The 14,433-nt window shown below is 38.1% G+C and carries 13 protein-coding genes, 1 pseudogene, 1 riboswitch and 1 other annotated feature; of the genes and pseudogenes, 3 read left to right on the plus strand and 11 right to left on the minus strand.

Features of this window, described 5'->3' with window-relative positions; all coding sequences use genetic code 11:
* Nucleotides 1–6 precede the first annotated feature (6 nt).
* The gene (locus MKY09_RS15455; RefSeq protein WP_342567060.1) at nt 7–279 is read left to right on the plus strand and encodes a YesK family protein; all 273 of its coding nucleotides are present in this window, start codon (nt 7–9) and stop codon (nt 277–279) included.
* Between the two features lie 131 nt (nt 280–410).
* Here MKY09_RS15455 and MKY09_RS15460 read toward each other — a convergent pair whose 3' ends face one another.
* From MKY09_RS15460 to MKY09_RS15470, 3 genes are all read right to left on the minus strand, one after another.
* Nucleotides 411–1,511: a metallophosphoesterase gene (locus MKY09_RS15460; protein WP_342567061.1), complete on the minus strand. Its 1,101-nt coding sequence runs from the start codon at nt 1,509–1,511 to the stop codon at nt 411–413.
* Nucleotides 1,512–1,740: 229 nt separating this feature from the next.
* Nucleotides 1,741–3,327, minus strand: a complete 1,587-nt coding sequence (serA, locus tag MKY09_RS15465; RefSeq protein ID WP_251557036.1) for a phosphoglycerate dehydrogenase — start codon at nt 3,325–3,327, stop codon at nt 1,741–1,743.
* 31 nt (nt 3,328–3,358) lie between these two features.
* Nucleotides 3,359–4,504 carry an alanine--glyoxylate aminotransferase family protein gene (locus MKY09_RS15470; RefSeq protein ID WP_298470945.1) on the minus strand — a complete coding sequence of 382 codons (1,146 nt, stop codon included), beginning with the start codon at nt 4,502–4,504 and terminating at the stop codon, nt 3,359–3,361.
* A gap of 56 nt (nt 4,505–4,560) precedes the next feature.
* Nucleotides 4,561–4,787, minus strand: a binding site (T-box leader).
* Nucleotides 4,788–5,155: 368 nt separating this feature from the next.
* Between MKY09_RS15470 and MKY09_RS15475 the strand changes: the two genes are divergently transcribed.
* Together MKY09_RS15475 and MKY09_RS15480 are read left to right on the plus strand one after the other, a co-directional pair.
* Complete coding sequence (locus tag MKY09_RS15475; RefSeq protein WP_298470943.1) at nt 5,156–6,520, plus strand: aspartate kinase; 1,365 nt, start codon at nt 5,156–5,158, stop codon at nt 6,518–6,520.
* A 217-nt stretch (nt 6,521–6,737) separates the two neighbouring features.
* Nucleotides 6,738–7,226, plus strand: coding sequence for a DinB family protein (locus MKY09_RS15480; RefSeq protein WP_169360719.1), 489 nt, complete (start codon nt 6,738–6,740; stop codon nt 7,224–7,226).
* A gap of 877 nt (nt 7,227–8,103) precedes the next feature.
* Here the strand turns inward: MKY09_RS15480 and MKY09_RS15485 are convergent.
* From MKY09_RS15485 to MKY09_RS15520, 8 genes and pseudogenes are all read right to left on the minus strand, one after another.
* A complete protein-coding gene (locus MKY09_RS15485; protein ID WP_342567062.1) occupies nt 8,104–8,565 on the minus strand; it encodes an SRPBCC domain-containing protein in 462 nt (153 codons plus the stop codon).
* 11 nt (nt 8,566–8,576) lie between these two features.
* A complete protein-coding gene (locus MKY09_RS15490) occupies nt 8,577–9,023 on the minus strand; it encodes a GNAT family N-acetyltransferase (protein WP_340885858.1) in 447 nt (148 codons plus the stop codon).
* A gap of 48 nt (nt 9,024–9,071) precedes the next feature.
* A pseudogene (locus MKY09_RS15495) lies at nt 9,072–9,554 on the minus strand (NUDIX domain-containing protein); the annotation flags it as partial.
* Between the two features lie 433 nt (nt 9,555–9,987).
* Entirely contained in the window at nt 9,988–11,277 is a 1,290-nt protein-coding gene (locus tag MKY09_RS15500) for an MFS transporter (RefSeq protein WP_169360717.1), read from the minus strand.
* A 151-nt stretch (nt 11,278–11,428) separates the two neighbouring features.
* Complete coding sequence (locus MKY09_RS15505; protein WP_169360716.1) at nt 11,429–11,746, minus strand: YbjQ family protein; 318 nt, start codon at nt 11,744–11,746, stop codon at nt 11,429–11,431.
* A 74-nt stretch (nt 11,747–11,820) separates the two neighbouring features.
* A complete protein-coding gene (locus tag MKY09_RS15510) occupies nt 11,821–13,104 on the minus strand; it encodes a nucleobase:cation symporter-2 family protein (RefSeq protein ID WP_340882247.1) in 1,284 nt (427 codons plus the stop codon).
* Entirely contained in the window at nt 13,097–13,687 is a 591-nt protein-coding gene (locus MKY09_RS15515; protein WP_340882245.1) for a xanthine phosphoribosyltransferase, read from the minus strand. The genes MKY09_RS15510 and MKY09_RS15515 overlap by 8 nt, the downstream gene beginning before the upstream one ends.
* Before the next feature lie 129 nt (nt 13,688–13,816).
* A riboswitch (purine riboswitch) is annotated at nt 13,817–13,918 on the minus strand.
* Nucleotides 13,919–14,093: 175 nt separating this feature from the next.
* Complete coding sequence (locus MKY09_RS15520; protein ID WP_251556523.1) at nt 14,094–14,384, minus strand: hypothetical protein; 291 nt, start codon at nt 14,382–14,384, stop codon at nt 14,094–14,096.
* Between the last annotated feature and the right edge of the window lie 49 nt (nt 14,385–14,433).

The raw sequence follows: 14,433 nt of genomic DNA on the forward strand, positions 1-14,433 counted from the left end.
AATTAAATGGATGCTTTGATGTTAGAAGGATGGACTCCTATATTGCTTAGCGGAATTGTGTTTGCAATTGGGATGTTTATAACATCTCGTAAAGTTTCAAGAAAATCTTTATTTTCCACTTCTACTGTACTAAGTATGATGTGCATTGGCCTAATTATTTTTAGCGTAATTGGAATTGGTGGTTGGGAAGGCATGGGAATCGGATTATTTACAATTAGTATATTAATAGGAATATGGGTAGGTACTGGTATAGGATTTATTTCAGGGAGTTCAAATTAATAAAGTAGAATTTATTCTCCTCCCTCTTTCGTGTGGTGAGCAATAAGCCTTCCCCATCGTTGACGTCGATGGCTCTCTACTTATTGCCCCTTCTATTTGGAATGTCACGTTGCAGCTTGGAACGGCTCCCTTTATTCAAACTCGATTTGTATCATCACAATCTCTGAGCGTGTACCAATCCGAATCGGCGGACCCCAAAAGCCAAAACCGGATGTCACAACAGAATGCATCGTTTCCTTTTGCAGATGACCCCAATCATTTTCATAAATAGCACCAGTAATTAAATTGCCTGGGAAGACTTGTCCCCCATGCGTATGACCTGAAACCATCAAGTCAATGCCTTGCTGCTGTGCTATATCAAGCTCATATGGCTGGTGATCCAATAAAATAGTTGGATTTGAAAGGTTCACATCATTCATCAGTGAATCTAAAGGTAACCTGTCCTTGTCGATGCGGTCTTTTCGGCCAATGAGCGTAAATTTTCCTTGAACCTCTACTATATCATCGTAAAGTATATTGATTCCGCTGTTCTCCAATGCATCTATTAGTTCTTGCATGGTACCGTCATGCCTATCATGGTTGCCGAGAGAAGCATAAACTCCATAAGGTGCATGAAGTTTAGATAATATCTGATCTATTCTCTGATCAAGAAATGGTTGAATATCATCATCGAAGAGATCACCAGGTAGTAAGATTATATCTGGATTGAGCGCATTGATTTCCTTAACTAACCGCTCAGCGTGACTTTTACCAGACAGCAAACCAAAGTGTGTATCTGCTGCCAATGCAATATGAAGACCATCCAGATTTGAGGAGCCTTTAGCTATCTTAATATCATAGCTACGAACAATGGGATTGTATGCGTTATAGGTGCCGTATGCAAGAAAAAAAACAACTAGACCCAAAGTGACGAAACCAGCCCACTTTTGTGTACTGTGTCTCGGTAGCCTGGTATAACGTAATAGGATAACTGTTATATGAGCAAGAGGAACTAATAGCAACAGTAAATAAAAGCAGGCCATCCAGTAAGCACCCACAATATTTATAAAGGTGATTCCCGATGTAAAACCGACAATTAAAGAGCTGGCTGCCAGTACTACGATGAAGCTGTAAAGTAATTTGAAGCGGCTACTTGACGATTCCGGACGGAGCCAGCGATATCCCCGCCAGCCAATATAATAGACGAGACCGCCATAAAGCAACAATGTGATGATGATAATTAGGATGACCATATGTATGAGCTAGACTCCTTTTTATTATGTCAGATTTAGAACTTATCTCCTCTATGAAATAGAGTATATACCCAAGAAGGCAAGTTTAATATTCCTTGTGAGAAAGTTAGTTTGAGGCAGACCTTCAACACGTATAATAATTTTAACATAAATATCCAATAAAAAATCACCTCTCAGAAGACCTCGAGAGATGATTTTTCAATTTTAAACTAAGCTTTTAAATTTTCACTTATAAATCTATAGGTGTTGCATCGAATATATCTGCTAGTCCTTTTAGTTTCTCAATGCCTTTACCCTCTATATGCTTGTCGATTGTAAGCATCATGATTGCATCACCGCCTACTTCAGAACGTCCCACCTGCATCGTTGCAATATTCACGCCTTCCTCTGCAAGCAGCATACCTACACGCCCAATTGCACCTGGTTGGTCTTTATGACGAATAAATAGTAAATATCCGTTAGGGACCACATCTACGATAAAGTCATCCACTCGAACGATTCGTCCGCCCAGTCCATTCAATAATGTCCCAGACACTTTTCGTGATTCAGTAGCAGTTTTTACTTCCACTGTAATTAGACTTGTAAATCCTTTAGAGTTTGTCGTTTTTAATTCATTAATAGAAATGCCAAGACGATCAGCAAGGAATTTTGCGTTCACATCGTTTACAGACTCGCCTAACTTGCTTTTTAGGAAGCCCTTAACTGCGTTTCGAGATAATGGGCGTGTATCAAAATTAGAAAGCTCGCCAGCGTAGGTAATATTTATTTCTTCTGGAGGTCCCTCCACTAAATCGCTCAAGAAGGATCCAAGCTGTTCGACCAGGTTGAAATATGGTTCAATTTTTGCCAATATGTCCTTCGGTACTGAAGAAAGGTTAACTGGATTTTTTACGACTCCTTCTGTTAAAAAGCTCACTACATCGTATGACACGTCAATCGCTACTATTTCTTGTGCTTCTACTGTGCTAGCCCCTAAATGTGGGGTAGCAATAACCTGTGGCAATGTTAACAGCTTATGCTCTACGAATGGCTCTTCTTCAAACACATCTAGTGCCGCCCCAGCCACCTTACCAGAAAGAATCGCATCATATAAAGCATCCTCATCGATAATTCCGCCGCGGGCACAGTTAATGATTTGTACACCGTCCTTCATTTTTTCAAATGCGTCCTTATTAATTAAGTGGCGTGTTTCTTTAAGTAAAGGAGTATGTATAGTGATGAAATCTGCTGCTTTAATAACATCCTCCACTGTACCAAATTGTACGCCAAGCTTTTCTGCTTTTTCAGGGGTTAAGAAAGGATCGTAGGCAATTACGTTCATTCGTTGACCCTTTGCACGAACTGCAACCTCTTGACCGATTCGACCAAATCCAACGACACCCAATGTTTTATTCTTTACCTCTACTCCAATATACGTTTTGCGATCCCATTTTTTATTTTTTAAGGAATGGAATGCTTGGGGAATTTTTCGAGCAAGCGACATTAACATTGCAATAGTATGCTCAGCAGCAGAGTTGGTGTTGCCATCCGGTGCATTAACAACAATGATTCCACGCTCTGTTGCTGCAGGAAGATCAATATTATCTACTCCAACTCCAGCTCTGCCTATGATTTTTAGGTTCGTTGCCTTTTCAATAATTTCTCGAGTGACCTGAGTTTGACTTCGCACAAGCAAAGCATCGAATTCTCCAATTTTTTCTGCAAGTTGATCAGGGGTTAAATCTGTATCTACTACTATATTAAATCCCTCTGCCTCCCTTAAAGGGAAAATACCATCCTCGCTAAGTGGGTCGCTAATTAGTATATTGTAAGTCATCATTCATCTGCTCCTTCTCATTAAGTTTTACTTATGCTAAATAAACTCGTTGCGCCGCTGCTGTTCCTTTTCCAAGCTCAATATCTTTACCTATTTTTTTTAGAGCTATCTCTATCGCACTAATGATCTGCAGCTGATCTGCTGGAGAGCAATAGCCCATATGCCCAATTCGGAAGATTTTGCCCGTTAAATGCTGTTGGCCGCCTGCTATGGATATCGCGAATTCATTCTTCAGAATTTTACGGAACTCTTCTGCATCAAAATCCTCTGGCTGAACAGCTGTAACAGTTGGGGAAGCATCCTTATCTGTTGTCAGTAATGGAATGTCTAGTGCTTTAAACGCTGCACGAGTCATATTTTTCATTAGCTCATGGCGAGCATATACGTTTTCAAGACCTTCTGTCTCCAATAAGTTCAGCACCTGCTCAAGTCCAAATAATAATGACAAGGCGGGAGTAAACGGTGTAGTATCTTTTAGTAAATTATCTCTATATTTTTTTAGGTTCAAATAAAATCTAGGCTGATCGTTTTCTTCGATCACTTTCCAAGCTTTTGCACTAGCAGCGACGAACGTTAAACCTGCAGGAAGCATGAATGCCTTCTGAGAACCAGTGACCATTACATCGATTCCCCACTCATCCATTTTCGTTTCTACTCCTGCCACACATGAAACTCCATCTACTACGATTAAAGCCTCTGACACCTCTTGTACGGCTAAAGCTAGCTGATCAATTGGATTTAAAACTCCAGTGGATGTCTCACAATAAGTAGAAAATACTGCTTTTACTTGTGGATGCTTTACTAGAAATGCCTTAACTTCTTGTGGATCTAATGCCTTGCCCCATTCAGTACTTAATACGTGTGTTTTAATATGATAGGCCTCACAAATCTTAGTGAAACGATCTCCAAACGCACCTGTTACTACAACAAGCACTTCTTCCCCTGGCTTTACGACATTCACAACTGCCGTTTCTAAACCTGCAGTCCCACTCCCAGCAATAATGGCAACCTCTTGGTCTGTACCAAACACTTTCTTCAACCCAGGGGTAATACGCTTAAGCATATCTGAGGTTTCTTTTCCTCTATGACCAATCATTGATTGATTCATCGCTCGTTGCACACTCGGTGGAATTGGACTTGGTCCTGGAATACGTAAAATGGTTTGATCTTGAAGCATACAAATCTCCTCCTTATTTTGGAAAAACAAAAAAGCCCTTCGTCCCCTACATTAATGTAAGGGGCGAAGAGCTAAAATAACTCACGCGGTACCACCCAAATTTACTGCAAACATACTGCAGCCTCTTAAGTCACATGCTTAACGCGCATTCACGGATGAGCCTACTGACTTCAGCCCACCGATTCAAGAGTGCTACCTCACATACGAAACCACTGATTTGCACCAACCATCAGCTCTCTGTAGATTTACAAAATGTAAAGCTTATCTCTGTCAAAATCGTTTATCACTTATTGAATTATCCCTATCATACGCAGGATATTTTTAGTTGTCAATATAGTTTGAAAACTTGAAAACGCTATCATTTTATTACATCGTATATAAACGTTGATATTATGCTATTTTAAAAAATTAAAAATATTTATTATTCGTATATAAAATGATTAAAGATGGACAATCCGTTGTTTTATTTAATTAATTAACCTAATTACGAACAATAATATAATTAATCACAGAATCATACACTTATATGAAATATTTTTTATTAAATATTGACTAACGTATTGACGAATATGATTAATATTTGTACACTGTATAAAATCATTTGTTTTTCCCATAAATACAATTAATCGAAAATAGTAAGGATTTGATGAGATGATCGTAAGTAAATTTGGAGGAACATCGGTAGCGAGCGCAGAACAAATTAAAAAGGTTGCTGAAATCGTAAAGGCTAATTCTAAAAGAAAATACGTAGTCGTTTCAGCACCAGGCAAACGTTTTGAACAAGATAAAAAAGTGACCGATTTATTAATAAACCTAGGCAACGCTGCCTTACATGGTGAAAATGTAGAGCCTTGCCTTGATGCTGTGTTAGATCGCTACAAGGAAATTGCTCTGGGCTTAGACTTAGATTTACTCATTTGTGATGTAATTGAAGAGGATTTACGTTCAAGGCTATCTATGAAACAAGAAAATCATAGTTTATTTATGGATTCCTTAAAAGCGAGCGGAGAGGATAATAATGCGAAGCTTATTTCTACTTATTTCACAAGCATCGGAATTCCAGCTAGATACATGTGTCCAAAGTCAGCAGGTCTGTTAATAAATGACTTACCCGAGCGGGCAATGGCACTCCCGGAGGCTTATAAAAACCTCCATACGAGTCTAAAAAATACTAGTGAAGTGATTGTTTTCCCTGGATTTTTTGGTTATACAAAAAAGGGCTTACTACGGACTTTTGATAGAGGTGGATCAGATATAACCGGTTCCATATTAGCAGCCTCTATTCAAGCTGAGCTTTACGAAAACTTTACCGACGTGGATTCGGTTTTTTGTGCAAATCCGAAAGTAGTTAACTGTCCTGTGGAAATCGAGGAAATCACATACCGAGAAATGCGCGAGCTTTCTTATGCCGGTTTCTCTGTATTCCACGACGAAGCATTAATGCCGGTATACAAGGCTAAAATTCCGGTATGCATAAAAAATACGAATAACCCCTCTGCACCTGGCACCAAGATTGTCTCATCCAGAAAAGTGAATCGAAGACCTATAACTGGGATTTCAGCTGATAGTGGATTCTCTATACTATACGTCAGTAAGTATTTGATGAACCGAGAGATCGGTTTTGGCCGCAAGCTACTTCAAATTCTAGAGGAAGAGCATATTTCCTATGAGCATACTCCTTCAGGTTTAGATGATATATCTGTGATTTTTCGAAGCCACCAGCTAACACCCGAAAAAGAGGACAGAATAGTAAAGAGGGTCAAGGAGGAATTACACGCAGAAGATGCCCATTTCCGACATGAGTTCTCCATGATTGTAGTCGTTGGAGAGGGCATGAACAATAGCACCGGCCTAGCAGCTAGAGCTGCCACAGCCATTGCTCGAACTGGAGCTAACATTGAAATGATTAACCAAGGATCGTCAGAAGTCAGCCTTTCCTTTGGTGTTCATCAAAGCAATGAAAACAAAATTCTTCGAGAACTTTATCAGGAGTTTTTTGCTCCTGTGATAGTATGATGTGACTTCCTAGAAATTTCAAAAGTCTCAGAAATTTTACCATTCGTAAAATTTCTGAGACTTTTTTATTATGACTATGTTAAAGATATGGTTAGATTTTTGTAGGGCAGAATTGTGTTAAATGTTACATTTAAACTCACGTGAGAAGGTAGTTTAAGAAGGAATCTAGTTCGAAATAGAGAATATAAAGGTATGACATCTATAAGGGGTGGGTATAGTGACTCAAAACGAATATGAATGGGTTAGACAGACTCGAATGACACTTCTTGACTTTTGTAGTGAACTAGATCCAAGTGACTTTACTCAAGAAAATAACTTTGGTTGGCAAAGTGTAAGAGACACGCTGGTTCACATAGCAGACTGTTATCATGCTTGGCTTGGCTCATTTGTTTTATTGAAAACAAAGAAACCTCTCACTTCAAAGGAAAAACTGTTGGAACTCGGTTGGAATGAAATAAAAGTACACTTTGAACAAGTAGATTCTTATGTAAATGAGGTATTTGAAGTATTCGCACAACAAATGGATAAGCCGATTAAGAGGCAGATTCCTTGGAGAGAAGGAGGAGAACCGATATCAATGACACCTCGTAAATTGCTCATGCATACAATCACTCATGAATTCCATCACAAAGGACAGATTATGGCTATGGCACGCCAGATGGGGTATGAACCTCCTAATACAGATGTGTTAGGAACAGTAGATTAGAGGCGATTATATGTGGTACTTTCTAATAGTATGCTTTAGAAAACATGACCCTCATTTCGGTTGTCTGTTGTTATGTCCAAAACATTAACTTTGCTCCATTAAGAATCGTATCCAATATACAAATATAGATTTAGAGAAAAAACAAGTTACAGGGGAATAAAATATGGCTATGTTAAAGGGTAGGGTTGATTTATGATGCAAAGAAATCTTAAATCAGAGAGTAGAATTGATTTCCGCCCCAGCCGGACGCTTTCCTCGGGGTGAGCGATAAGCCATCACCCATCGCTTACGCGCGTGGTTGTGATGTCTTATCTGTCTCACTCATCCCGTAGGAGTCGCCGTCTGGTGCTCCAATCAATAAATGGGAACAGCTTTGGCATCATAAAGCGCTAATAAATTTACTCGCATAAACAAAGCTAAAAACTGTCACCAACCCCAATTTCATCATCTATTTATGTTCTTAATAGCCATTTGAAAGTTTCTTATTATAATGTTTACAGTCACTATTAAAAAATTTTATTTAATTGCCAGTGTTTCTGATACAGATTTTCCTCGTTCTAGAAAAATTTACTACAATGACCCCATAATTTACTACAATCCAGCTTTACTTTACGACAATCAACCCGTAGATTACTACAATCTCTCAGCAACTCTCTCGTTGTAGAAAAATTTACGACAATGACCCCATAATTTACTACAATCCAGCCTTACTTTACGACAATCAACCCGTAGATTACTACACTCATTCAGCAGCTCTCTCGTTCTAGAAAATTTTACGACAATGACCCCATAATTTACTACAATCCAGCCTTACTTTACGACAATCAACCCGTAGATTACTACAATCCACAAGTCGCTCTCTCTTTCTAGCGACTTATTAGCATTGCTGGATTTCTTTACTTTCCTCTTTGTATACTAGCCCCTCCTCCAAGTACACCTTTAGGAGTGTTAAAGTTTCTCCCCAGCCAACTGCACAGTTTAGGCAGGCCTTTATATCGTTGTCTGAATTGGAATAGCCTGTTTCCTTAAATACAACAAGTGTACCATCTCGATAAGGTTCTAATTTAAACTCAATTGTTGTAACACTTTCTCCTGGAGTCCATTGAAAAATGAAGGATTTATTCGAAATGGTCTCCAATATCTTACCGCCATCCACTAAATCCTTTTTGTCCTTACCTAAGCCAGTCCATCTCAAACGTATCTCACCAGTTCCATCTGACTCTTGATGTATTGATGTTTGATCAGTAAACCAAGCGTTCCATCCTTCTGCCGTTGTTAGTGTATCAAATACTCTAGCAATACTTTCCTTAATGTATACTTGATGATTGATTTCTGGCATCGGTATTCCTCCTATAAAGGTTGTAATTGGCTAAGTCCTATATGTTTTTCATAAGAAATTATAGTCATGTTATCGTTAATCTTTTTCTGTTCTCCTGTACGTACATAGCCCATTTTTTCATATAAATAGCAGTTTTTTTCTTCTTGGAGAATGGTATCGAGCTCCCAGCTAGTCACTTCAGGATAGATCATTTCTAGCCGTGTCATTACCTGTTGAGCCAAACCCTTTCCTTGAAAGCTTTCTAATATATTGATCATATGCAAACGCATTGTTTGCGATGATTTTTTGTACACATGTACACTACCTGCTAATTCATCCTCTACTATAATTTTATAAAAGATACCTTGATGCAAGCGTTCTTGAAATCGTTCAAAAGTTTGTAATACAGGAGTCGTTTGATGATCCTCATATTTTTTATAAAGTGGCAGGAATACTTGTTTTTGAATTTCATATAGCACTTGCGCATCTTCTATTGTTGCTTTTCTTAAGCTAATTTTTGATGCTATTATGTCAAATACATTGTCTAATATATGATAAGCAATAAACTCTCCACGCTTCACCATTTCTTTTATTTCCTGAATCGTTGCCCATTTAGCATCTGCCACTTCTTCATATTGAAGCTTTAAATCCTCTTTCTCTACATTTTGTTTTATTAAATAATTATCATCGAAGCCTCGTAAGAATTTAACTGTGAATAAAACCTCTGCTTGCTCCATATTTATATCAATTCCCAGCTCTTCCTTTGTTTCACGGACCGCAGCCATTTCTGAGGTCTCTCCAGTTAATACAGATCCTGCAGCGGCACAATCCCACATATTTGGCCAGCCTGTTTTCCAAGCCTGACGTTTTTGTATTAAAAGCTGTCCTTCATCATTCATGATCCAAACATGGACAACTTCATGAAAGACCCCCTCTTCCATTTCTTCTCCACGGATATGAGTTTTTCCTGTTTTCTCTCTGTAATGATTAAACGTATCCCATACTTCCATTTTCCCACCAGCCTTGTCATTGTTTAGAATAGTTTATCATAAATCTATTGACCTTCAATAAAAAATATGATATATTATAGGTTGTTAACAATTTAGGTAGAACATAAAAAAGAAATTTGGCATTCTACAAACGTGTTTTTGAACATACTTATTCACACTGGAGCGATTATAGGGTCGCAAGGACGTAAAAGAAGGTAGGGTTTACGTTGCTTAGGTTAGAAGACAACCAGTGGAACAATTTACCGCGGCATTGAAAGCTTAAACCTTTCATGGAAATTATTCACCGAACATTCGGGATGAAATTTAAAAATTCAAAGATTATGTTTTACCTCATACAAATCAAGGGCTGGTCTCCAATGGAGATTAGCCCTTGTCCAATTTATTGGAGAATATAAAGTTACCCCGATGTATCTCTGATACGTCGGGGCTGTTGTTATAATTCGCTACTTTTCGCTAGACTATTTTGTCTTTTGTAGTATTCCTTAAACGTTAGTAGATAGATAAATCCGCTGAGTAATGCCAAAACAGCAAGTAGAACAAACGTCCACGTGAAGCCAACCCATGTGACAAGCGGCAGAACAAGCGGTGCTATCGTTCTCCCTATAGTATATCTTAAGCTAGCGGCCGCAAAGTACTGTCCACGCATATCCTCTGGTGCTAGCTTAGATACAAAGCTTTCCTGCAATCCTACTGTTGCTAGTTCTCCTAAAGTAAATACAGCCATAGCAAACACGAATACCCAGAAGTTAGCCGTCATAGGGAAGATGAGCATGGCAATCGCATATAAGAGCGACGACAAGAAGAATACTTTGTGCTCCGGATACTTCGTCATCCAACGAGTGACAAACACGGTGAAAATAACTACTAATAAGCCGTTTTCAGATAAAAGTATACCGAAGGAGCCTGCTCCAGTTACCGCCCATTCACGACCAAATAGGTTACCAAGAACTTGAACATCAATTGCTTCCTTCATATAGACAGGAATTAGCATATCCAACTGCATATATGTTTGGGCTAGCAAGATTCCCGCAATGATAAATAGGAAAAATACTTTGTCCTTAACAATTAGTCCATATGCTTTTATTTGATTAATAACTACTTGAACCCAACCGTTTCCACCACTTTCTTTTAATTGCTGCTTTACCTCATCTGGTAATGTTTCCTCTGTTAGGAAACGTAGTGCTAATCCTACTAAACAGAAGATAACGCCTGATATTAGAAGCAATAAGAAACGATGGTTAAAGAATAAAACAGCTCCCACTATAGGTCCAATGACAACCGAAATATTAATAGATGTATAAAATACAGAAAACACCGTACTTCTGTCCTTTTCTGGCACAACATCAGCAACAATTGCCTGACTTGCAGGGTGATAAAATGATCCGCACATACCCGCTATCGTAAATGCGACAAAGCTAAGCATTGGTGAATCATACCAAGGAGAATTAGCAAAGGCAAATAAAATAAAAGCAAAACCTTCTGCGGTTGCAGAGAAAAATAACATCGTCCTTCTACCGAATCGGTCCGCACAATAACCCCCGATTAAATTAGCTCCAACAGAAAACACTTGGGATAAGACCAGCAATACCCCTGCCATACTAGCCCCGAATTCATCTGCAAAATAGATAGCTAAAAACGGAAAGACCATCCAAAAGCTTAAATTACTAAAAAATTCACCAAACAAACGAACCTGTAAACTACGATTCCAATCTCTAATTCTCATGATGTTGACCTCACCTAGTATTATTCTTGCAAATCCATATATTATTTCGACTTACGTAATAGTTATTTAAATAGTACTATAGTATAAAAAAAGAACTCTCAAAAAAAGTCGTAAACCCTAGGCTGGGTTTACGACTTTTGACTTTAACTAATCAGTCCCTATATGTAACTGCAGTACCTGTAGCTACACACATCATCATGCCCTCACGGATTGTTTCAAAGTCTAAATCTACACCAATTACAGCATTAGCTCCAAGCTTACTAGCAAGAGTCTTCATATCCTCTATAGCTATTTCTCGGCCTTGAGATAGCTTATTTTCATAAGCAGAGCTTCTTCCTCCTACTATATCTGTTACTGAGGCAAAAAGATCTCGTACAACATTTGCTCCCATAATAGCTTCTCCAGACACGATGCCGTGATATGTTTCAATTGTCTTTCCCTCAATGGTAGGCGTTGTAGTTACTAACATAAACATTCCTCCAATAATTGTAGTTACCTTTATCATACAACACTATCAGTTTATAAGCATTTATTATTCTGAATCTACTGTTTTTTCTTTCTAGTAGGTAGCATATTGAACAATATATTCAATATGATTGCCGTGAAGCTTCCCGCTACAATACCATTACTTGTTAAGATTCGGACACTCTCTGGTAAGGATATGAATAAGTCAGGAACAACCGTCACACCTAGACCTATACCAATCGAACACGCAATGATCATAGCGTTATCAGGTGAATCTGAATCGGAAATAATGGTGCTTAGCATTTTAATTCCTTGTGAGATTATCATCCCAAACATCGCAATCATTGCCCCGCCTAGGACAGCCTCTGGAATGATTGTAGTAAGTGAAGATATCTTTGGTATAAACCCTAGAAATATTAGCATACCTCCCGCAATATAAATAACCTTGCGTGTTTTAACTCCAGAAATCTGCATGAGCCCTACATTTTGTGAAAATGTAGTATATGGGAAAGAGTTAAAGAATCCACCTAATACCACTGCGATTCCTTCAGCTCGGTAACCTTTTGTTAAATCTTTCTTCTCTATTTTTTTCCCAAGCATATCCCCAAGTGCAAAATATACCCCTGTAGATTCTACTAACGAAACGATAGCTACTAGAGTCATCGTAAGAATAGGAGACCATTCAAATGTAGGCATCCCAAAATACAAAGGCTGAATCATATGAAAAACGTCTGCTTCTTTCACAGCGGTAAAATCTAAAATACCCATAAAATAAGCAGCAACCGTTCCACCAATAATACCTATTAATATAGAAATAGCTTTAACGAACCCTGTGGAAAATCTGTATAATAAAACGATAAAAATTAGCGTACCAAATGACAATAATACGTTTTGAATAGAACCGAAATCTTCTGCACCTTGTCCTCCACCCATGTTATTAATAGCAACAGGAATTAGAGTAATTCCAATAATAGTAACAACTGAGCCGGTTACTACTGGTGGGAAAAATCGAACTAACTTACCAAAAAAACCACTGATCAAAATAACAATAATACCAGAAACAATAATTGCTCCGTAAATAGCAGATATTCCATAATCTCCACCGATTGCAATCATTGGTCCCACTGCTGTAAATGTACATCCTAAAACTACTGGTAAACCAATCCCAAAAAATCGATTGCTCATTACCTGTAAAATAGTTGCAACTCCGGACATTAAAATATCGATTGCAACTAAATAGGTTAACTCCTCTGAGCTGAGCCCAAGAGCCCCTCCTACTATAAGAGGTACAATAACTGCTCCTGCATACATTGCTAATACGTGCTGTAAGCCAAGTGTGGTGTTTTTAAATATATTATTCATATGTAGGTGCACCTTCTAAAAATTCTACTTTGCCATCTTCCAAGGATTGAATAATGGCTAGTGATTCTACGCGAATACCTTTTTCGCGAATCAATTTCCCACCAGGCTGGAAACCTTTTTCAATAACAATACCTACACCAGCAGTAGTAGCTCCTGCTTGCTCGATAATTTCAAGTAATCCAAGGACAGCTTGTCCATTTGCTAGGAAGTCATCGATGATTAATACAGTTTCTCCTTCGTGCAGGAAATCTTTTGAGACAGAAATATCGCTAGTAATATTTTTTGTAAAGGAATGTACCTGTGACGTCAGTAAGTTTTCAGACAGAGTTACAGATTTGCTTTTCCTCGCAAATACAACAGGAACCCCAAGTTCAAGACCCGCAAACATAGAAGGAGCAATCCCAGAAGACTCAATCGTCAAGATTTTTGTTATTCCCGCTTCCTTATAACGATTGGCTATTTCTTCACCAATAGCCTTAATCACAACAGGATCAATTTGATGATTTAAAAAAGCATCCACCTTTAAAACGTCCTTTGATAAAACCTTGCCTACTTCTACAATTTTATCCTTTAATAACTTCACTTGGATTCCTTCTTTCCTCATATTTGGATACAAAAAAACTCGAATGACAAAGCCCCACCCTAAGAGTGGAGCAATGGCATTCGAGTTATAAATCGAATAATAAAATAGATGGTACACAAAGTGTCCCAATCATTTAACCATGCCACTCATAGTCGACTTCTTTACGGTAAGTCGGTAGAAACTTGCAGGCCATATCCCTGCTATTATACGAGTATACGAAATTTGATTGTTCTCATTATAGCACGGTAAAATTCTTTTACAATAATGAGTTAAAAAGTTCAATCATTCTTAAAATTCTGTTCATATTACAGGTGCCAGGCACCTGTAATAAATCTGCAATACAAAAACTGTCTATATCTTAGCTATAAAAAAACACATGATAGGCTCATGTGTTTTGGGGTGGGGATTATTTATAAGATGATTTTAATGTTTTGAAGGCCTCTATAAAATAAGCAGGATTTTCTTTAATGTTGTAGGAAAAGACACCTTGATTGGTATGCAGATATAGTATTCCTGCTCCATACGAAAAGGGCTTATAGGATATATCATGAACATGTTGAAATTTAAATTGATGCTGAGCCGAGACAATTGCCATTCCGTCCATCTGCAGAGTAAAGCTAGACTCTATATGCTGCATCTGAAAATAGAAATCGATTTCTCTCTTAACTTCGATATAAATGATAGTATATTCACTCAAAACGGCACCTCCTATAACACTTAATAGTGTAACATGTTTTTATATAATC

The sequence above is a fragment of the Psychrobacillus sp. FSL K6-4046 genome (assembly GCF_038624605.1).
In the GTDB taxonomy this organism is placed as follows: Bacteria; Bacillota; Bacilli; order Bacillales_A; family Planococcaceae; genus Psychrobacillus.